At 59.9% G+C, this 20,478-nt stretch carries 19 protein-coding genes; 10 read left to right on the plus strand and 9 right to left on the minus strand.

Features of this window, described 5'->3' with window-relative positions:
* Positions 1–71: 71 nt before the first annotated feature.
* The gene (locus ACWR1S_RS05315) at positions 72–971 is read right to left on the minus strand and encodes a LysR family transcriptional regulator (RefSeq protein ID WP_454562691.1); all 900 of its coding nucleotides are present in this window, start codon (positions 969–971) and stop codon (positions 72–74) included.
* A gap of 133 nt (positions 972–1,104) precedes the next feature.
* Between ACWR1S_RS05315 and ACWR1S_RS05320 the strand changes: the two genes are divergently transcribed.
* Both ACWR1S_RS05320 and ACWR1S_RS05325 read left to right on the plus strand, forming a co-directional pair.
* Positions 1,105–2,769 (plus strand): GMC family oxidoreductase, encoded by a 1,665-nt coding sequence (locus ACWR1S_RS05320; RefSeq protein ID WP_454562692.1) that lies wholly within the window; start codon positions 1,105–1,107, stop codon positions 2,767–2,769.
* A gap of 127 nt (positions 2,770–2,896) precedes the next feature.
* Complete coding sequence (locus ACWR1S_RS05325; RefSeq protein ID WP_454562693.1) at positions 2,897–4,519, plus strand: MFS transporter; 1,623 nt, start codon at positions 2,897–2,899, stop codon at positions 4,517–4,519.
* Positions 4,520–4,565: 46 nt separating this feature from the next.
* Here ACWR1S_RS05325 and ACWR1S_RS05330 read toward each other — a convergent pair whose 3' ends face one another.
* Together ACWR1S_RS05330 and ACWR1S_RS05335 are read right to left on the minus strand one after the other, a co-directional pair.
* On the minus strand, positions 4,566–4,934 hold the full coding sequence (locus ACWR1S_RS05330; protein WP_454562694.1) for a DUF427 domain-containing protein: 369 nt from the start codon (positions 4,932–4,934) through the stop codon (positions 4,566–4,568).
* A 290-nt stretch (positions 4,935–5,224) separates the two neighbouring features.
* Positions 5,225–6,631, minus strand: coding sequence for a serralysin family metalloprotease (locus ACWR1S_RS05335; RefSeq protein ID WP_454562695.1), 1,407 nt, complete (start codon positions 6,629–6,631; stop codon positions 5,225–5,227).
* 277 nt (positions 6,632–6,908) lie between these two features.
* Here ACWR1S_RS05335 and ACWR1S_RS05340 point away from each other — a divergent pair, with 277 nt between their 5' ends.
* The 3 genes from ACWR1S_RS05340 to ACWR1S_RS05350 all read left to right on the plus strand — a co-directional run bounded on the left by ACWR1S_RS05340 (position 6,909) and on the right by ACWR1S_RS05350 (position 10,247).
* The gene (locus ACWR1S_RS05340; protein ID WP_454562696.1) at positions 6,909–8,855 is read left to right on the plus strand and encodes a DNA topoisomerase III; all 1,947 of its coding nucleotides are present in this window, start codon (positions 6,909–6,911) and stop codon (positions 8,853–8,855) included.
* 48 nt (positions 8,856–8,903) lie between these two features.
* Entirely contained in the window at positions 8,904–9,407 is a 504-nt protein-coding gene (locus tag ACWR1S_RS05345) for a GNAT family N-acetyltransferase (RefSeq protein WP_454562697.1), read from the plus strand.
* A gap of 510 nt (positions 9,408–9,917) precedes the next feature.
* Positions 9,918–10,247 carry a hypothetical protein gene (locus ACWR1S_RS05350; protein WP_454562698.1) on the plus strand — a complete coding sequence of 110 codons (330 nt, stop codon included), beginning with the start codon at positions 9,918–9,920 and terminating at the stop codon, positions 10,245–10,247.
* Positions 10,248–10,581: 334 nt separating this feature from the next.
* On the opposite strand, the gene cynR is transcribed toward ACWR1S_RS05350, so the two are convergent.
* Positions 10,582–11,469, minus strand: coding sequence for a transcriptional regulator CynR (cynR, locus tag ACWR1S_RS05355; protein ID WP_454562699.1), 888 nt, complete (start codon positions 11,467–11,469; stop codon positions 10,582–10,584).
* 120 nt (positions 11,470–11,589) lie between these two features.
* Here cynR and cynS point away from each other — a divergent pair, with 120 nt between their 5' ends.
* From cynS to ACWR1S_RS05370, 3 genes are all read left to right on the plus strand, one after another.
* The gene (gene cynS / locus ACWR1S_RS05360; protein WP_016982959.1) at positions 11,590–12,057 is read left to right on the plus strand and encodes a cyanase; all 468 of its coding nucleotides are present in this window, start codon (positions 11,590–11,592) and stop codon (positions 12,055–12,057) included.
* Positions 12,058–12,138: 81 nt separating this feature from the next.
* Positions 12,139–12,375 carry a DUF2790 domain-containing protein gene (locus ACWR1S_RS05365; RefSeq protein ID WP_454562700.1) on the plus strand — a complete coding sequence of 79 codons (237 nt, stop codon included), beginning with the start codon at positions 12,139–12,141 and terminating at the stop codon, positions 12,373–12,375.
* Positions 12,376–12,387: 12 nt separating this feature from the next.
* Positions 12,388–13,047 carry a carbonic anhydrase gene (locus ACWR1S_RS05370; protein WP_454562701.1) on the plus strand — a complete coding sequence of 220 codons (660 nt, stop codon included), beginning with the start codon at positions 12,388–12,390 and terminating at the stop codon, positions 13,045–13,047.
* Between the two features lie 122 nt (positions 13,048–13,169).
* Here ACWR1S_RS05370 and ACWR1S_RS05375 read toward each other — a convergent pair whose 3' ends face one another.
* Both ACWR1S_RS05375 and glsB read right to left on the minus strand, forming a co-directional pair.
* On the minus strand, positions 13,170–14,672 hold the full coding sequence (locus tag ACWR1S_RS05375) for an aldehyde dehydrogenase family protein (RefSeq protein WP_454562702.1): 1,503 nt from the start codon (positions 14,670–14,672) through the stop codon (positions 13,170–13,172).
* Positions 14,673–14,851: 179 nt separating this feature from the next.
* Positions 14,852–15,760, minus strand: a complete 909-nt coding sequence (gene glsB / locus ACWR1S_RS05380) for a glutaminase B (protein ID WP_454562703.1) — start codon at positions 15,758–15,760, stop codon at positions 14,852–14,854.
* Positions 15,761–15,897: 137 nt separating this feature from the next.
* On the opposite strand from glsB, the gene ACWR1S_RS05385 reads away from it, so the two are divergent.
* Complete coding sequence (locus ACWR1S_RS05385; RefSeq protein ID WP_454562704.1) at positions 15,898–16,386, plus strand: GFA family protein; 489 nt, start codon at positions 15,898–15,900, stop codon at positions 16,384–16,386.
* A 69-nt stretch (positions 16,387–16,455) separates the two neighbouring features.
* On the opposite strand, the gene ACWR1S_RS05390 is transcribed toward ACWR1S_RS05385, so the two are convergent.
* From ACWR1S_RS05390 to miaE, 3 genes are all read right to left on the minus strand, one after another.
* Positions 16,456–17,742 carry an ATP-binding protein gene (locus ACWR1S_RS05390; protein ID WP_454562705.1) on the minus strand — a complete coding sequence of 429 codons (1,287 nt, stop codon included), beginning with the start codon at positions 17,740–17,742 and terminating at the stop codon, positions 16,456–16,458.
* The gene (locus tag ACWR1S_RS05395) at positions 17,743–18,450 is read right to left on the minus strand and encodes a winged helix-turn-helix domain-containing protein (protein WP_277761671.1); all 708 of its coding nucleotides are present in this window, start codon (positions 18,448–18,450) and stop codon (positions 17,743–17,745) included.
* Positions 18,451–18,694: 244 nt separating this feature from the next.
* Positions 18,695–19,303: a tRNA isopentenyl-2-thiomethyl-A-37 hydroxylase MiaE gene (miaE, locus tag ACWR1S_RS05400; RefSeq protein ID WP_454562706.1), complete on the minus strand. Its 609-nt coding sequence runs from the start codon at positions 19,301–19,303 to the stop codon at positions 18,695–18,697.
* A 159-nt stretch (positions 19,304–19,462) separates the two neighbouring features.
* Here miaE and ACWR1S_RS05405 point away from each other — a divergent pair, with 159 nt between their 5' ends.
* Positions 19,463–20,326, plus strand: coding sequence for a universal stress protein (locus ACWR1S_RS05405; RefSeq protein ID WP_454562707.1), 864 nt, complete (start codon positions 19,463–19,465; stop codon positions 20,324–20,326).
* Positions 20,327–20,478 lie beyond the last annotated feature (152 nt).

Here is a 20,478-nt window from a genome sequence, read left to right on the forward strand (position 1 = left end):
AGCGGTATGTCTGTGAGTCAGATGTCGACTGGCACACCGCTATCGCGAGCAGGCTCACTCCTACAAAGGATCTACGGTTGGCGGGACTGTCCGCGTAAAAGCCCCTGCTCCGCTTCACATAACCCCACCACATAATCCCAGACCACCCGCAGCCGCACCGACTTGTGCAACTCGCGCCGCGTGCTGATCCAGTAGCTGCGCTCGATGCTTTCATCCGGCAGCAACGGCACCAGATCGGGATCCGACTCGGCCATGTAGCAAGGCAACACCGCAATGCCCAATCCCGACCGCGCCGCTTCCTGTTGCGCAATAACGCTGGTGCTATGGAACACAACCCGAGGGCTGCGGCAGAAACTATTGAGAAACATCAATTCCTGACTGAACAGCAAATCATCGACATAACCGATCCACGCATGCCGCCCCAGGTCTTCGCGGCTTTGCAGTGGCGGCGCCTTATCGAGATAGCGTTGGCTGGCGTACAACGCGAGTCGATAGTCCGTGAGTTTGCGCGTCACCAGCATGTCCGCCGCCGGGCGCTCCAGATGAATGCTGATTTCCGCCTCGCGGTTGAGGATGCTGACAAAGCGTGGTACGGCGACCAGTTCCACTTCCAATCCCGGATAGCGCTCGAACAAGCCGATCATGCGGCTGGCGAGAAACTTGATGCCCAGCCCTTCGGTGACGCCAACACGAATCTTGCCCAGTGGCGCGGTGGATTGGGTGATCTCTTCCTGCGCCAGCAACGCAACGTTTTCCATCGCCTCAGCATGTTTAAGCAGCGCCTCCCCCGCCGGGGTCATTTCGTAGCCTTGGGCGTGCTGGACGAACAGCGCGGTGCCGAGGCTTTTTTCGATGGCTTCGATGTGGCGGGCGACGGTGGCGTGGGTGGTGTTGAGACGGCGGGCGGCGGTGAGCAGGCGGCCGCTGCGTTGCAGTTCGAGAAAAAACTGCAGGTCGTTCCAGTCGAACATGGCGTGTCCTTGTCGGCTATGGTCTATCCAGGCTGTTTAAAAACGCACAGCGGCTGCGCAAAAACTAACATTCTTTTGACGAAAGCTAACAACTAGAGTGTCCGACAATAAAAACAAAAAGCGAGGTCAGGGAATGCAGACTTCCCTCGAGGAATACGACTACATCGTGGTCGGCGCCGGCCCTGCCGGGTGTTTGCTGGCCAATCGGCTGTCGGCAGATCCGCAGCAGCGCGTGCTGTTGCTCGAAGCCGGCGGGCGCGACAACTATGCGTGGATTCACATTCCTGTCGGTTACCTGTTCTGCATCGGTAACCCGCGCACCGACTGGTGCTTCAAGACCGAAGAACAACCGGGCCTGAATGGCCGCGCGTTGAGCTATCCGCGCGGCAAAGTGCTGGGCGGCTGTTCGTCCATCAACGGCATGATCTACATGCGCGGCCAGGCCAACGATTACGATGGCTGGGCGGACGAAGGCAATCCGGGCTGGGCCTGGAATGACGTGCTGCCGCTGTTCAAACAGAGCGAAAACCACTTCGCTGGCGCGGCTGAATTCCACGGCGCCAAGGGTGAGTGGCGCGTTGAACAACAGCGCCTGTCGTGGCCGATTCTGGATGCCTTTCGCAGTGCCGCCGAGCAGAGCGGCATCGCCAGCATCGACGACTTCAATCAGGGCGACAACGAGGGTTGCGGTTACTTCCAGGTCAATCAGAAATCCGGGGTGCGCTGGAACGCGGCCAAGGCGTTTTTGAAACCGGTGCGCGACCGGACGAATCTGACGGTGCTGACAGGGGTTGAGGTCGATCGTGTGCTGCTAGAGGACGGTCGCGCAACAAAAGTCAGTGGGCGTCACGAAGGTCAGACCAAGCAATTCAAGGCGCGCAAGGAGATTGTCTTGTGCGCCGGTGCCGTTGGATCGCCAAGCATTCTGCAACGCTCCGGGATTGGTCCGCGGCCGCTGCTGGAACGCTTGGGCATCGGCGTGATTCATGAGCTGCCAGGTGTTGGCGGCAACCTGCAGGATCACCTGCAATTGCGCCTGATCTACCAACTGGAAAATGCCCGAACCCTCAACCAGATCGCCGGCAGCGTGTGGGGCAAGATGGGCATGGGCCTGCGCTATCTGTATGACCGTAGCGGGCCGCTGTCGATGGCGCCGAGTCAGTTGGGCGCGTTTGCGCGCTCGGGGCCGGAGCAGACCTCGGCGAATCTTGAGTACCACGTGCAGCCCCTGTCGCTGGAGCGTTTTGGCGAGCCGTTGCACAGCTTTCCGGCGTTTACTGCTTCGGTGTGCGATCTGCGTCCGCAGAGTCGTGGGCGCATCGATATTCGTTCGGCGGATCCGCAGGAGGCGCCGCTGATTCAACCCAACTATCTGAGCCATCCTGAAGATTTGCGCGTAGCGGCGGATGCGATTCGCCTGACCCGCCGCCTCGTCAGCGCCCCTCCCCTGCGCGCGCTCAAACCGGGGGAGGATCTGCCCGGCCCCCGTCTGCACAGTGAAGAACAATTGCAGGAAGCGGCGGCGAAGATCGGCACGACGATTTTCCACCCGGTGGGTACTTGCCGCATGGGCAATGACGCTGAGGCGGTGGTCGACGCACAGCTGCGCGTCCACGGCGTGCCCGGTTTGCGCATTGCCGATGCGTCAATCATGCCGCGCATCACCTCGGGCAATACGTGTTCGCCTACGCTGATGATTGCCGAGAAGGCTGCACAACTGATCCTCAATTCCAAAGCTGTAAACACCGTACCTGTGGGAGCGAGCTTGCTCGCGAAAGCGGTAGATCATTCAACATAGAGGTTGACTGACAGGACGCCTTCGCGAGCAAGCTCGCTCCCACAGGGATTTGCATCCCATTCAAGGCATCACCCGGACACGCAACACCAGTGGAACAACAAAAACAATCACTGTGAGGGATACCGATATGTCAGAACACGTTCAGCCGCTGGACGCCGTGCGCAGCGCGGAGACCAGCCCGGATACACGCAAAGTCATCTTCGCTTCCTCACTGGGGACGGTGTTCGAGTGGTATGACTTCTTCCTCTACGGCGCCCTCGCGGCGGTGATCAGCAAGCAGTTTTTCGCCGGGGTCAACGACACCACAGCGTTCATCTTTGCGCTGATGGCCTTCGCCGCTGGCTTTATCGTGCGGCCGTTCGGGGCGCTGGTGTTCGGTCGGTTGGGGGACATGATCGGGCGCAAATACACCTTCCTCGCGACGATCATTTTGATGGGCGTGGCGACGTTCTGCGTCGGTCTGCTGCCGACCTACGCCAGCATTGGCATCGCCGCGCCGATCATTCTGGTGCTGCTGCGTATGCTTCAGGGCTTGGCGCTCGGCGGTGAATACGGTGGCGCGGCGACCTACGTGGCCGAGCATGCGCCAATCGGCAAACGCGGCTTCCACACCAGCTGGATTCAGTCCACCGCGACCCTCGGCCTGTTGCTGTCGCTGCTGGTGGTGCTCGGTTGCCGCTACTTCACCGGCGATCAGTTTGAAGTCTGGGGCTGGCGCATTCCGTTCCTGCTGTCGATTGTGCTGCTGGGCATTTCTACCTGGATTCGCCTGAGTCTGCACGAGTCGCCGGCGTACCTGAAAATGAAAGAGGAAGGCAAAACCTCGAAGGCGCCGATCCGCGAATCCTTCGGCAAATGGGAAAACCTGAAGGTCGTACTGATCGCCCTGTTCAGCATCAACGCCGGCCAAGCGGTGACCTTCTACGCGGCGCAGTTCTACGTGCTGTTCTTCTTGACTCAGTTCCTGAAAATGGACCCGGCGGTGGCCAACACCTTGCTGATCATCAGCGTGGTCATTGGTGCACCGTTCTTCATCTTTTTCGGCTGGCTGTCGGACAAGGTCGGGCGTAAGCCGGTATTGATGCTCGGCTTGCTACTGGCCACGGCGCTTTACTTCCCGATCTTCAAATCCCTCGCGCACTACGCCAACCCGGCGATCGATCAGGCCAGCCGTCAGGCGCCGATCACGGTGCTGGCGGATCCGGCGACCTGCACCTTCCAGTTCGACCCGGTCGGTAAAGCCAAATTCGACAGCCCGTGCGACAAGGTCAAAACCTTCCTGGTCAAGCAAGGCCTGCCCTACTCCAGCGCCGCTGCGCCTGCTGGCAGCGCCGTGCAAGTGAGTGTTGGCGACGTCAAAATCGATGGCTTCGATGAAGCCGCCCTGCGTGGCGCGATCACCCTCGCCGGCTACCCGCAACAGGCCGATCTGCAGCAAATCAACAAGCCGATGATCGTCGCCCTGATCGTGGCGCTGATCATCATCTCGGCCATGTGCTACGGCCCGCTGGCGGCGCTGATGGTCGAACTGTTCCCGACGCGCATTCGCTACACCTCGATGTCGCTGCCGTACCACATCGGCAACGGCTGGTTTGGCGGGTTCCTGCCGACGGTGTCGTTTGCGCTGGTGGTGTACACCGGGGACATCTTTTACGGGCTGTGGTATCCGGTGCTGATTACCGGGGTGAGCCTGGTGGTGGGGATGATCTGTCTGCGTGAGACGAAGAATATCGATCTCGACAAGAATTAACGGCGGCTGAAGTGGCGAGGGCTTTTGCGCTCTCGCCTCTTTTTAATCAGGCCTCAGCTTTGATCACTTCGAACTTCACTTGATCCGGATAAAACGCCACGTAGTCCTTGATCGGCCCAACCGAGATTTTCGGTTTCTCATAAGTCCACACCGCGTTCGCCCCTTCATGCCCCGGCACTTGCAGACTGAAGTAGTTGGCGTCGCCCTTGTATGGGCAATAACTGGTGTGGTCGGTGCGGGCGAAGTACTTTTCGTCGATGTCTTCGCGGGGGATGTAATAGACCGGCGGGTAGTTGGCTTCGTTGAGGATCATGACGTGGGAAGAGGCGGCAACCTGGATGCCGTGGAATTTCACTATCAGGCAGCCGGGAAGTTGTTCGAGGGTGATGACGGGACTGGGGCCGGAGGTTTTCATGGGGTTCTCCTGGGTACGGCGAAGAGACCGGTTCAGGTATAGCCCATTGGGGCTGGTTGGGTTGGGTTTGCAGCCGAACGGCCCTTCAACATCAAAAGCCCCTCACCCCAGCCCTCTCCCAGAGGGAGAGGGAGCCTACGGTGGTGTCTTTCGTTCTACATCGACCTGAGCGTGCGGTTTCGATTATGGATTCGGCAAAGCGCTATCAGGTCGATGTATTTCTGTAGCATCCCCCAATCGGTCCCCTCTACCTCTGGGAGAGGGTTAGGGTGAGGGCCGCTCTTCAGGCATCACGCAACAATATCGGTCGCCACCGCTTGCCCAACGACGCCCACAGCAAAGTCCACCGCCCCCTGCCCCGTCAGGTCAACCATCAGGCTGGTCTGATTGGTCTGCGCGAAATAGGTCAGGATCGCGTCGCCCGCATGCCCGGTGAAACCGCTGACGAAGTTCAGCGACGCCGCGCCCGTGGCGAAACCGGCGATACCCGACAGGTCGATCTTGTCCAGGCCGCTGGTGAAATCCATGATCCAGTCCGGCGCGGTCATGGTCGAATCGCTGGCAGCGCCGAACACGAAAGTGTCTGCGCCGGCACCGCCCCACAACGTGTCGCCACCGCCACCACCGTAAAGGATGTCATTGCCGGCACCGCCGACCAGTTCGTTGGCAACGGCGTTACCGATCAACAGGTCATTGCCTGAACCGCCGATGGCATTTTCCACGGTTACACCGTAAGCAATGGAAACGTTGCCCACCAGACCACCAACATCAGAGAACGAACCTTCATTGAGGTTGATCTTCTGGTTCTGGCTGAAGCCGGAGAAATCCAGCGTGTCATTACCGCCGCCATCCCACACCGAGAACACCACTTTGGAGGACGCCGAAGTGGCGCTGTAAAAATCGCGCTCGGCGTTGGAGTTGAAACCGTAGGTGGTGTCATCGGCGCGGGTCGCGTAGTTGGCGCCATAGAGTTTCTGCACCGCGACGATGTCGTCGAGCAACGGCGCCGAGGCGTACGCGCCGCTGCCGTCCTTGCTGAAGTTCTGGTCGGTGTTGGCTTCGCTCCAGTAGCTCATCAGGCTGTAGCCGCGGGTGTCTTCGGCGTACTTCGCGTCGTTGTAGGTCGGGTTGCCATTACCAGCGTTGTACGCGCCCGGGTGCGACAGGCCAAGGGTGTGACCGATCTCGTGGGTCAGGGTCTGGCGCCCGTAGTTGTTGGTGTCCGGGGTTTTGTTGACCTGATACTGATCGTTGATCAAGTACCACGACTGGCCGTCATAGCTGCCGCCGCTCGGCAGGTAAGCGAACGCTGCGCCACCGGTGCTGACATCGTAGTTACCGAAGGTCATGTGGCCATCGCCGCCCTTGCCTTCAGTGAAGGTGACGTTGGCGACGTCGGCCCAGGACTGCATGGCCAGCACGGCCTGGGCCTTTTGCTGGGCGCTGAACTCGCTGAAGTTGCCCAGTTTGACGTTGTAGTTCGCCGGTTTCTCGGTCAGGAACGTATAGCTGAGGTCGATCTTGCCATCCGCGTTTTTGTCGCCCCACGACAGGTTTTTGCGCAGGATTTCGTCGGCTGCCTGGTCGGCGGTGAACGACGGTTTACCGTTGACCAGACCATTGCCACGGTCATACAAGTGGCTGAAAGCGTCGACTTGGTCGAAGGCGCTGGTGGTTTTGGATTTGGCTTGGGCCATGATGGACTTCCTTGTTTCTGAGTAGTCAGTGTCGACAGACCACGGCGATCTTCTGGCGAGATCGTCCTGTCACTCGCGTGTTTGAATCGGCGAAAAACCTGACACACGCGCCAACCGGGCGCTAATCAATTTCTCGATAGCCGGGCCTGCGTCCCGGTATTGCCCGTCACCTGCTGCAATGTTTTTTATCTGTATATCCATACAGATAAAAGTTGCCCCTGACGCCAAGTCCGGCCATTCTGTGCACCTGTTCCGACCTTGATCGACGATGGTGGTTATGCGGCTGTACCTCTGTGAAAAACCTTCCCAGGCCAAAGACATTGCGGCCGTGCTCGGCGCCAGGCGTCGCGGCGACGGCTGCTGGCTGGGAACGGATGTCACGGTGACCTGGTGCATCGGCCACTTGCTCGAAACGGCCCCGCCGGATGCCTATGACGCACGTTACAAGCGCTGGGTGCTGGCCGATCTGCCGATCATTCCGGACAAATGGAAAATGACCGTCAAGCCGCGTACCGCCAGCCAGTACAAAGCGGTCAAGCGCCTGCTCGGCGAGGCCAGCGAACTGATCATCGCCACCGACGCCGACCGTGAGGGCGAGATGATCGCCCGGGAACTGGTCGAGCATTGTCGTTATCGCGGGCCGATCCGCCGCTTGTGGCTGTCGGCGCTGGACGAAGCTTCGATCCGCAAGGCTCTGGCCGCATTGAAACCGGGGGCCGAGACCTTCAGCCTGTATCACTCGGCGCTGGGCCGCTCGCGGGCGGACTGGCTGATTGGCATGAACATGAGTCGACTGTTTACGCTGCTCGGTCGGCAATCGGGTTATCAAGGCGTGTTGCCGGTAGGCCGGGTGCAGACACCGACCTTACGGCTGGTGGTGGATCGCGACCGCAGCATCGCCGATTTCGTGCCGGTACCGTTCTGGGCGATCGATGTCGATCTGCTGCACAACGGCATTCCGTTTACCGCGCAATGGCGTGCGCCGTCGGATGTCTGTGACGATCAGGATCGCTGCCTCAATCAGGCGTTGGCCCAGCAAGCGGCCGTCGCCATCAACGGCGCTGCCAGTGCCCGGGTGGTCAAGCTGAAAACCGAGCGCATGCGCGAAGTGGCACCGCTGCCCTTCGATCTCGGCACCTTGCAGGAGGTCTGCTCGAAGAAACTCGGCCTCGGCGCGCAGGAAACCCTCGACATCGCCCAGGCGCTCTATGAAACCTACAAGGTCATCACTTACCCGCGCAGTGATTGCGGATACTTGCCGCTAAGCCAGCACAGTGAGGCACCGGGAATTCTCGCCGCGCTGCGTCAGGCCGACTCGAGTCTTGACGCACTGCAAGGCCATCTTGACCCCCAGCGCCGCTCCCGAGCGTGGAACGACGCCAAGGTCAGCGCTCACCACGGCATTATTCCCACCGCCGCCGCGAAGAATCTTGAACGCCTGAGCGGCAAGCACCGTGCGGTCTACACGCTGATCCGCGCACGCTATCTGGCGCAGTTCCTGCCCAATCACGAATACGATCGCACCCAGGCCGATTTCGATTGCGCCGGTGAAGCGTTGCGTGCGGTGGGCAAACAGATCATCGAACCGGGCTGGAAACGCGCATTGCCCGAGGCACTGGCTCCGGCCAAGGGCCGCGAGGCACCCGCGCCGCAAACCTTGCCCACCCTGAGCCAAGGCGTCGAATGCGCCATCGCCGCAGTGAAGCTCAAGGATCTGTGGACGCAACCGCCCAAGCCTTACACCGAGGGCGACCTGATCAAGGCGATGAAAAACGTCGCCAAACTGGTTGAAGATCCGCTGCTCAAACAGACACTCAAGGACACCACCGGCATCGGCACCGAGGCCACCCGCGCGTCGATCATCCAAGGCTTGCTCGACCGTGGCTATCTGGTGAAAAACGGCAAGGCCCTCGCTGCTACGCCGGCGGCGTTCAGCCTGATCGACGCAGTGCCCCGCGCAATTGCTGACCCCGGCACCACAGCGATCTGGGAGCAGGCGCTGGACATGGTGCAGAGCGGCGAAATGAGTCTTGAAGAGTTCGTCACCAAACAAGCGGCATGGATGAGCAAACAGGTGACGCGCTGCTCCAGCCTCAGCCTGACCATCAGCGGCCCGCCGCCGGCCGGTAAAGCGGCGGCCCCGTGGAAGAAGAAACGCAATTCATCGACCCGCAGCAAAACCACAGGCACAACCAAGCGCACGCCGAAACCAGCTGCCAAATAAAACCCGCTAGTGTTTCTGCAAGGCTCATCACTTTCAGGAACCCGGCGCATGGCCAATATCGAACTGCACCCAGCCCAGCGCGATGAGCTGGAAATCATCGAAAACCTCATGCAGTTCTACATGCACGACTTCAGCGAATGGCTGCCGCTAAAGCTCGCTCCGCATGGTTTCTTCTCCATCCAGCCGAAAATCGACTACTGGCGCCACCCGGCCACCCAACCATTTCTGATTCAGGTCGACGGAGAACTCGCCGGTTTCGTGACCGTCGATAACGAAATCCACATTCCCGGTGCCGAACACAACATCGGCTACTTTTTCATCGCCCGACGCTTTCGTGGCCAAGGCGTCGCGCAGTTTGTCATCTCTGCCCTCTTGAGCCAGATCCCCGGTCAATGGCAGATTTTCCATATCGACGCCAATCTGCCGGCCCAGCGCTTCTGGGCCGGGCTGATCCCTGTATTGAGCGGCGGCGATTTCACCCGGCAGCAGCGTGAAGTGGACGGTTATCCGTGCACGTTCTACCGCGTGTGCGCGCCTTTTTCCGTTGCCTGAACGGATTCTTTCTCATTCCAAAACTGCTTTGTCCGACAATATGTAGTGAACAAAAATAATCACTACAAAACCGTTGACGGCGTCGTTTTGCTTTTGCATGATGAAGACGTTCCCCGATCGGGAACATCGGTAACACGCTTGAGCAAACTCGTCTGACCGCCGAGTTGTTTTTTCCGGATACACGCTGCCCACAAGGCAGATTGAAGAAGCTGACCTGGCCTGAACGTCCAGTACAAGGACGAGAAGCGCTGGCGAAAATTCTCAAGACGCTTGTGGTCGACACGGTAAATGTCGTCAAGGAGCCTCCCGGTTTTCGCTGCTTCTCCTCGTTGTGACGCTATTGCGTAGCAGTTATTCAACACGACTACATGCAACAGATGCACGACCCCGTACTTTCCACGGGCGAGCGCTGACGTCCTGGTTTCGGTGCCAGGGATCAACTAACCGATGGGCTACCTGTATTAGCGAATCAACTTTGAAAGATCACCAGACTGGTCAAGGGGCAACATCATGAATCTGAACAATCAACCAACTATCGAAGAACTGGCTCGTATGTTCGCTGCGCAAAAAGACAGCCACGACAGCCATATTCTGTGGATCAGCAAGTCGGGCCAGGTGCATATCGACTGCCTGGCGCCCCATGCTGGCGAAGAAGAGTTCGACCGCAACCATCAGAACTTGCTGGCCCGCCTGAAGATGTACCGTCGCGGCCACGGTTATGTTGGCAAGAAAGCCGCGGCCGACAGGGACTTCATCGGAAATGTTCTGCAAACGCTGAAACAGGCGTGGGGCTCAATGCAGAACAACAATGAAGTTCGGGTGATTGATCGGTTCTGCTGAGTTAGTCATTAAATAATTGAAAGGCCTGCTTCCTTAAAGGAAGCAGGCCTTTTTTTGTTCGCTTGCATTGATTTGGCGTGACTGGAATTGTAGCCCCTCACCCCAGCCCTCTCCCGAGGGAGAGGGAGCCGATTTGTGCTGCGTTCAAAATCTTGGTTCGGCTCAAAACTTTCAGGTCGGCGTAAAACGCACAAACACCTCAGTCAGTCCCCCTCTCCCTAGGGAGAGGGGGCCGATTTATGGTGCTTTCAGAACCTGAGTTCGACTCAGGTTTCTCAGGTCGGCGTAAATCGCACAAACACCTCGGTCAGTCCCCTCTCCCTCTGGGAGAGGGTTAGGGTGAGGGCATCCCCCAGACCAACACCATTTCAGCAAACGCCACCGCCGCCGCACTGTGATAATTATTACGCCGCCGCAACACCGCCGCCCCACGCTGCGGCGCATCACTCTCGACGCGCAACCGACGCAACGCCCGATCCTCAGTCGCAATAGCCTGCGGCAACATCGTCGCCAGCGGCGAATGACGCACCACTTCCAGCAACGTACTCACCGAATTCACCTCGATCCGCACCTGCGGCGTAATCCCCTGCTGACGGAAATACTCGTCCACCGATAACCGCGTGATGAAGTCCGGCGCCAGCAAGGCGAAATCCAGCGAAGCAATATCTTCCGTCATCAGCACCGAGTGGCTGTCATACAGCGGATGCTCACGCCCGACCATGATCCCCAAGGTTTCGGTAAACGCCGGAATACACTCGATATCGGCGCTGCGCACCGGCGTAAACGCAATCGCAATATCCAGCGAGTCATCCGCCAGCCCCGCCTCAATGTCATCCATCGACAACTCGAAGATCTGCAAATGAATCCCCGGGTACCGCGCGGCAAAGTCGCGCACCAACGGCCCGACCAGATACGCCATGAACGTCGGCGTCATCGCCAGACGCAACGTCCCGCGAGACAAATCCTTCACATCATGCAACGCGCGCTTGCCCGCCTCCAGTTCCACCAACACCCGCCGTGCGCACTCGATGTAGGCCTCGCCGGCGTCCGTCGGTTTGACCGTGCGCGAGGTGCGATCAAACAGGTTCACCCCCAGGCTTTCCTCCAGTTGCCGAATCTGCTGCGACAGGGTCGGCTGCGACACATGCAGGGCCTCGGCGGCTCGGGTGAAGCCGCCGTGATCGGCAACGGCCAGTAGATAACGCAAATGTCGCAGCAGCATGGGAACACCATCTATAGGCAGGGCTTATGCGAAGCATTGTATATCGGTCTTGGACGCTATGAATGAATCGGCAGAAGATCAATCCCACACAGCAAGCCAACCCCTGAAAGGAGTGACACCATGCAACAGTCCCACGCCTACAACGACACCAGCCTGGCCCTGACCACCCGCGTTCTCGACGCCAAGGCACGCAAAGATCTGTCGTGGCAGGATCTGGCCGACGGCACCGGCCTGAGCCTGGCGTACGTCACCGCTGCCCTGCTTGGCCAGCATCCACTGCCGGAAAACGCTGCCCAAGTGGTCGGTGACAAGCTGGAACTGAGCGCTGAAGACGTTGCGGCAATGCAGATCATCCCGCTGCGTGGCAGCCTTAGCGGCGTACCGACCGACCCGACCATCTACCGCTTCCACGAGATGATCCAGATCTACGGCACCACCCTCAAAGCGCTGGTTCACGAGCAGTTCGGCGACGGCATCATCAGCGCGATCAACTTCAAACTCGACATCAAGAAAGTCGAAGACCCGGAAGGCGGCTCCCGCGCCGTGGTCACCCTCGACGGCAAATTCCTGCCCCTGCGTCCGTTCTGATCCGCCCCGGCCCGCACCCTGCGTGCGGGCCAACCCACCTCAAATGGCTACCCGTCACCCAACACATCTGGAGGCTGCCCCATGCAAAAAATTCTGTTGATTCTGGCTTTGCTCGGCGGCATTTGCGTCCAGGCATCTGCCGCTGACGAGGCCGTTGCCTACCGCTACGGCATGCCACTGGACATCGCCCACGTGCTGAGCATTACCCCGGTTGCCGATGTGTGTGGCGTGGTGCCGGTGGAGATGACGTATCTGGACAGCCACGGCGGCAAACACATTCTTCAATACAACGAATTCGGCAGCGGTTGCTCGAACTGAGAGGACAACACCATGAAAAACCTGATTGATGGCTTCCTGAAATTCCAGAACGAAGCGTTCCCGCAACGCACCGAACTGTTCAAACACCTGGCAACCACGCAACAGCCAGGAACTCTGTTCATTACCTGCTCGGACAGCCGTGTAGTGCCTGAATTGCTGACCCAACAAGAACCCGGCGAACTGTTTGTGATCCGCAATGCCGGCAATATCGTGCCGTCCTACAGTCCGCACCCGGGCGGGGTTTCGGCGACGGTGGAGTACGCGGTGGCGGTGCTTGGCGTGACCGACATTGTGATCTGCGGGCACTCCGATTGTGGTGCCATGACCGCGATTGCCCAGTGCAAATGCATGGATCACTTGCCCGCCGTCAGCGGCTGGTTGCAGCATGCCGAATCGGCGAAAGTGGTTAACGAGGCGCGGCCGCATGCCAATGACGCGGCGAAATTGAGTTCGATGGTGCGCGAAAACGTGATCGCACAACTGGCAAATATCCAGACCCATCCGAGCGTGCGCCTGGCTCAGGAAAAAGGCCTGCTGAATCTGCATGGCTGGGTGTACGACATCGAGACCGGCTCGATCGATGCGCTGTCCTCGGACCGTCGCACGTTTGTGCCGCTGGCCGAGCAACCGGCGACTTGCGCGATCCATGCACAACCCCCCCATGCTGCCTGAGCAACTGATCGTTCCCACGCTCTGCGTGGGAATGCCTCCGGGGACGCTATGCGGCCAGTGACGCGGAGCATCACGGGCTGCGTTCCCACGCTGGAGCGTGGGAACGATCATTGTCCGCAAGATCAGCGTTTTACTGTGAGATCGATCTGGGTCATGCGGCTACGAACAGTAAATACGCCGTCCCCCGAAAGAATCGCACTGCGCGCAAACAAGCGCCCGCTCTCCCAGTTCGAAAGCCCCAACTCCGGCTTGTTCAGCGCGTACTGCCCATCGACCCAACGGGTAATGCCATCGCCCACGAACGGCGCATTCACCGCGTTGTAAAAACGCTCTTGTACGGCGGCATCTTCACTGATCAACGACACGGTAAATTGCGGGCTATAACGATTAAACAGCGCAATCGCCTGATCCAGATCGTCAACGATCATCAGGCTGACTTCCGGGGTTTCTTCCCATTCCCACTCGCGACCCAACGCCGATTCCGCCAAGGACTCAGCCAGTGCTTCAGTCTGATAACCCTCAGCGCGATACACCTCGACCGTCGCGTTCTGCCACTCGCTTGGCAGGTAACGTTCGCTGCCTTCGACGATGTGCAATTTGCAGCCCTGGCCACGCGCGGTGCCGGCCTGCTGCAATGCATCAAGAAACAACGGCACCAGTTCCGCCGCGCGATCACGCTGGATCAGGCAGACGTTGAGCGTGTTGCACACTTTGCGATCCAGCGAGTTGCGCACCACGGCGGCAAAACGTGTGGCATCGGCAGCACGATCAGCGATCAACCACGCACCGCCCGTACCGTGCAGGCTGACCGCGGTGCCGGCCTGCTGCGCAATGCTGCCCAACTGACTGACCGCACGACCCGAGCCGCGCGCCACCGCCAACGACAAACGCCGGTCAGCGAACATCGCCCAACCGGCGGCATGATTGACGCTTTCCACCAACGACACCGCACCGGCCGGCAAACCAGCGTCGGCCAGCGCCGGGTTTAACGCGTGAGTGACGATGGCTTGCGCGGTGCCCAAGGCATCGCTGCCAATGCGCAGCACGGCGGTGTTGCCAGTGCGCAAGACGCCGGCGGCGTCGGCGAACACGTTCGGCCGGCCTTCAAAGACAAACGCGACGATGCCCAGCGGCGAAACCACTTGTTCGACCTTCCAGCCGTCGTGCTCGACGCTGCTGATGACTTTGCCGCGCGTGGCGGCGGCATCACGCCAGGCGCGCAGGCCGGCGATCATGTCGCGACGCATGCGCTCATCGGCGAGCAGTCGGGTGGTGGAACGGCCGCGCGCCTTGGCTCGCTCGATGTCGGCGAGGTTGGCGGATTCGATCTGCGCCCAGCACGCCGGGGTTTCCAGACGTTGTGCGAACAAGTCGAAGAACTGGCTGATGGCTTCATCGGACACCGCCGACAACACGGTGAATGCCGCTGCCGCGCGCTCGATCGCCACGGACGCCGCTTGCTGATCCACCACGGGGATCAGCAGCAACTCGCCACTGACCTGCTCCACCAGCAGGTGGTCACCGGGCTGAAAGCGCGCGGCCAGTTCGGGGCTGACCACGGTGACGCGGTTACCAGCGAAAGGGATCGGCGTGCCAGCGACTAGACGTTCGAGCGCAAGAGACATGAAGCGGATTCACCATGCAGGGAGCGGCCGGAAAATGTATAGGAACAGCCTCCCCACAGGCAACACAAAACCAGTGTAGGCCTTCGCCTGCTCGCGATAGCGGTGGATCAGATACACACATGTTGACTGACACTACGCTATCGCGAGCAGGCTCACTCCTACAGGGATTGGGTTTCAGATCAAAATACTGACCAGCCAATCCTCGAACTGAGCATCTCCAACGCCGCCATCCCCGCCAGCGAGTTCCCCGCAGCATTCAATTCCGGCGACCACACGCACACCGTGAACTGCCCCGGCACCACCGCGACAATCCCGCCGCCGACGCCGCTCTTGCCCGGCAAGCCCACGCGGTAAGCGAAGTTGCCCGCCTCGTCATACAGTCCGCTGGTGGCCATGATCGAGTTGACCTGCTGGGTTTGCCGACGCGTCAGGATCTGTTCGCCGCTGTGTTTGCAATAACCGTCGTTGGCCAGAAAGCAGAACGCCCGGGCCAGATCAATGCAGTTCATGCGCAACGCGCAGTGGCTGAAATAGCTGCGCAGCACCGCTTCGACGTCGTTGTGAAAATTGCCGAACGACTGCATCAGATACGCCATCGCTGCATTGCGCGCTCGGTGTTGGTATTCGGAATCGGCGACTTTGCCGTCGATCATGATCTGCGGATTGCCTGACAGGCGCCGGACGAAGTCACGCATCGACAGGGTCGGTGCGGCGAAGCGCGACTGGTTGATGTCGCAGATCACCAGCGCACCGGCATTGATGAAGGGATTGCGTGGCCGACCGCGCTCGAATTCCAGCTGCACCAGCGAGTTGAACGGCTGCCCGGACGGCTCGTGACCGAGGCGCTCCCAGATCGCTTCGCCGGAATGATCGATCGCCTGCACCAGGCTGAACACCTTGGAAATACTCTGCACCGAGAACGGCGTCTCGGCGTCACCGGCGTAATACATCTCGCCGTCGTTGCCGTACACGGCGATACCCAGCTGATTGGCCGGCACCGTGCCGAGGGCGGGAATGTAGTCAGCCACCTTGCCCTGCCCGATCAGCGGGCGGACAGCGTCAAGAATCTCGTTCAACAGCGCTTGCATGCCGGGTTCCGAAGTCTCGCCCCATGGGATTGCGGGGACACTGGGGCTAGACGCTGCGCCCGCCCGTCGAATCACACCGGCCGGCATCGCACTGAATGTTCTAGGCTCAACCGCACATTCAAAACGGGAGAGTTCCCATGCATCTCGAAGGCTCCTGCCATTGCGGCGAGGTCACATTCAGCCTCATCAGCGCCCACCCCTACCCTTATCAACGCTGCTATTGCTCGATCTGCCGCAAGACTCAGGGCGGCGGCGGTTATGCGATCAACCTCGGCGGCGACGCGACCAGCCTCAAGGTGCGCGGGCGCAAATACATCAGCATTTATCACGCGAGGATGAAGGACGACGGCGACCAGCGCGCCCATCGCAGCAGCGCCGAACGGCATTTCTGTTCACTGTGTGGCAGCGGCTTGTGGCTGTTCAGCCCGGAGTGGCCGGAGTTGATCCACCCGTTCGCGTCAGCCATCGACACGCCGTTGCCGGTGCCACCGGAGCACACGCATTTGATGCTCGGTTCGAAAGCAACCTGGGTCGAAGTCGAGGCCAAACCGAAAGACCAACAGTTCGACGTCTACCCCGAAGAATCCATCGCCCAGTGGCATGAACGCCTCGGTTTGACCCGATAGATCCATGGCAAACCCAAATCCCTGTGGGAGCGAGCCTGCTCGCGAAGAGGCCGGGGCAGGCAACGGCATTCAATCCAGATGCGCCCAGGTCATCCGGAACGACGCCCCACCCCAAGGCGAATCACCCACTTCAACCTGCCCGCCATGGGACTGCGAGACCCGGCGCACCAACGCCAGGCCCAAACCAAAACCGCCGGTGCGGCGATCCCGGCTGGCATCCAGTCGCGAGAACGGTTCAAAGATCTTCTCCCGCCCGTCCACTGGCACGCCCGGCCCATCGTCGTTGACCCGCACTTCGTAATAATCACCGGTGCGCACCAGGGTCACTTCAACTCGCTGCTCGGCGTAGCGAATCGCGTTGCGCAGCAGATTGATCACCGCCCGCGCCATGAATCGCGGCTCGATACGCACGGTGTCGAGCCGGCAATCACCGATCAACAACTGCACCCCCGCCGCCTCTGCCTCCAGCGCGACGCTGCCGACCACGCTGTCGAGCCAATTGGCAGCCTGGATGTTTTCGCGTTTGATCACCGTCGCACCGCGCTCGAGGCTGGCGTAGGTCAGCAGTTCCGAGACCATTTCCTCGAGCTCGCCGAGGTCGGCGTACATGTCGGCAATCAGCTCTCGGTTCTGGCTGGCGTCCGGCTGCTGCTTGAGCTGATCGAGTTCAAATGACAACCGCGCGATCGGCGTGCGCAGTTCGTGGGAGACGGCGTTGGTCAGTTCACGCTGGTTGGCGATCAGGCCTTCGATGCGCGCCGCCATCAGGTTGAAATGCTCGGCCAGATCGCGGATGTTCGAGCGCTTCGACAATTGAATGCGCACCGAGAGATCGTTGTCGCCGAAACGCTCGGCCGCGAGGCGCAATTTCTCCAGATCGCGCCAGTGCGGACGCACCCAGAAAAACAGCACGATGCCGATCAGCACGGCAATCATCAGATAGGCACCGGCGATGTAGAACGGCATCAGGCTCGGCTCGGCCGGCAATCGGATGCTGAGTAATTGCGGCCCCTCGTCAATCGCCGAAATGTACTGGGTGTACTTGTCGCGGATCACCAGCAACCCTTGGGCCAGTTCGGCCTTTTCCTCGTCACTCAGGGCGAGTTCAGAAGTGTCGACCAGCGTCAGCCCCAAGCCGTAATGGGGGCGAATCGTTTCCAGCTGCTTTTCCCGGGCCGGGCCGTCGAGGTCACGCAACTGCTGGCCCAATGTCCATGCCTGCCCGCGCACGGCCTCACGGTTGTAGTCCTGCATCTGATAATCGAGCAAGGCATCAAAGGTACGTTCGACCGTCTGCAACGCCAGCACCAGACCAATTGTCATGACCAGAAACAGGCCGAGAAATAACCGCAGCATCTACAGCTCCCACGCGAACGGATTGAACAGATAACCCTTGCCCCACACGGTCTTGATACACATCGGCTCGCGGGGGTTGTCTTTGAGTTTGTTGCGCAACTTGCTGATGTACACGTCGACGCTACGGTTTAGGCCGTCGAAGGCGATCCCGCGCATGCGATTGAGGATGTCATCACGCGACAGGACCTTGCCGGCGGCGCTGGCCAGCAACCACAGCAGTTCGAACTCCATGGTGGTCATTTCGATGACCTCGCCCGCCAGCCGCACTTCCCGACAACTGCGGTCAACGCTCAACTGGCCAAACTCCATAAAACTCACCACGTTGCTGTCCGGCACCTGGCGCCGTTGCAGCGCCCGCAGCCGGGCCAGCAACACCGGCGGCTTGATCGGTTTGATCACGTAGTCATCGGCACCGGATTCCAGCCCGAGAATGTGGTCGAGATCGTCTTCCTTGGCGGTCAGAATCACGATCGGCGTGTCCGACACACTGCGAATCTCGCGGCATACGTGCAAACCACTCTGCCCCGGCAGCATCAGGTCGAGCACCACGACTTTCGGCTTGAATTCCAGAAAGGCCGCCACGGCCAGATCGCCGCGCAGCACGGTGCGCACTTCGTAGCCGTGTTGTTCGAGAAAGTGGGCGATCAACGCCGCGAGGCGCTCATCGTCTTCCACCAGCAGGACTTTGCCAAAACCCAGGTTATCCATAACGCCCGTCTGCCACCCATGTGTGAAGTGGCCGGCATTATGGCGGCAATCGCGCTGAAGACGATTGCTTCAGGCAGCAAAAACCGGCCACAAGGGCCGGTTTTCAGTGATGTTTCATACTCTTAAGAGTTTTTAACATTCAAACGCAAAAGATCGCAGCCTTCGGCAGCTCCTACAGGGAAACGCATTTCCAAGTGTAGGAGCTGCCGAAGGCTCGGGCCGCGTTCGGACGATCTTTTGATCTTTAAGTGTTGGCAGGCACACCGCTGTGAAAGCGGAACTCTTCGTCCGGCGACTCGATCAGTTCCTGCTCGGCGGCACGGACCTTGTCGATGACCTGGGCAATATCCTTCGCATCACCGTACTGATAGGCCAGCTTCAGATACCCCTGAAAATGCCGCGCCTCGCTTTTCAGCAGGCCAAAGTAGAACTTGCCGAGTTCTTCGTCCAAATGCGGCACCAGCGCTTCGAACCGCTCGCAACTGCGCGCTTCGATAAACGCGCCGACCACCAGCGTATCCACCAGTTTTACCGGCTCGTGGCTGCGCACCACTTTGCGCAAACCCGAGGCATAACGACCGGCGTGGAGCTGGCGCAGTTCGATCTTGCGCCGTTTCATGATGCGCATGACCTGCTCGTGGTGCACCAGTTCTTCCCGGGCCAGACGCGACATCATGTTGATCAGGTCGACGTGGGAATGGTACTTGGCAATCAGGCTCAGGGCAGTGCTGGCAGCCTTGAACTCGCAGTTCTTGTGGTCGATCAGCAGGGTTTGCTGATCGGCCAGTGCGGCCTGAACCCAGGCGTCGGGGGTGCGGCAGCCAAGGAATTCGTGGATTTCGGGAAGGATCATGGGGCTCACGGTAAAAGGTGTTCGAGCGAAGGGCGCCGATTATACCGGCCTGTCCGCAGACCACCAGCGGCTGGCGTTGATATGCATCAAGTCGCGCACGATCGGGCAGCAACTATAGTTGTGCAACGCCGTGCCTTTTCTTTGCTGGAGACTCCGCTCATGCAAGCCATTCGCAGCATTCTGGTGGTCATCGAACCCGAACATTCGGAAAGCCTGGCGCTCAAGCGCGCCAAGTTGATCGCGGGCGTGACCCAGGCCCATCTGCACCTGCTGGTGTGCGACAAGAAGCACGATCACGCCGGCATGCTCGGCGTGCTCAAAGCCGCGCTGCTCGAAGACGGCTACAGCGTGACCACCGAACAGGCGTGGAACGAAAGCCTGCATGAAACCATCATCGATGTGCAGCAGGCCGAGGGTTGCGGGCTGGTGATCAAGCAGCACTTCCCTGACAGCTCGCTGAAAAAAGCCCTGCTGACCCCGGCGGACTGGAAGCTCTTGCGCCACTGCCCTACCCCGGTGCTGTTGGTGAAAACCGCAGGTTCGTGGAAAGACAAAGTGATTCTGGCGGCGGTGGACGTCGGCAATGCCGATGGCGAACACCGGCACCTGCACACGACGATCATTGATCACGGCTATGACATTGCCAGTCTGGCCAAGGCGCATCTACATGTGATCGCGGCGCATCCATCGCCGATGCTGTCAGCAGCGGACCCGACGCTGCAACTGAGTGAAACCATCGAAGCGCGCTATCGCGAGCAATGTCGGGCGTTTCAGGCGGAATTCGATGTCGATGATGAGCATCTGCACATTGAGGAAGGTCCGGCGGATGTGTTGATTCCGTTTATGGCGCACAAGCTGCAGGCGGCGGTGACCGTGATTGGCACCGTGGCGCGGACCGGGCTGTCAGGGGCATTGATCGGCAATACCGCGGAAGTGGTGCTGGATGCGCTGGAGAGCGATGTACTGGTGCTCAAGCCGCAGGAGGTTGAGGATCATCTGGTGGAGTTGGCGGTGAAGCACTAAGGATTGCGGTGCCTGAACCGGCCCCTTCGCGAGCAAGCTCGCTCCCACAGGGGTACGCATTCCAAATGTAGGAGTGAGCCTGCTCGCGATGGCGGTGTATCGGCCGAAGACTATGTTGAATGTACCGGCCCCATCGCGAGCAGGCTCACTCC

The sequence above is a fragment of the Pseudomonas sp. AIG genome (assembly GCF_977020205.1).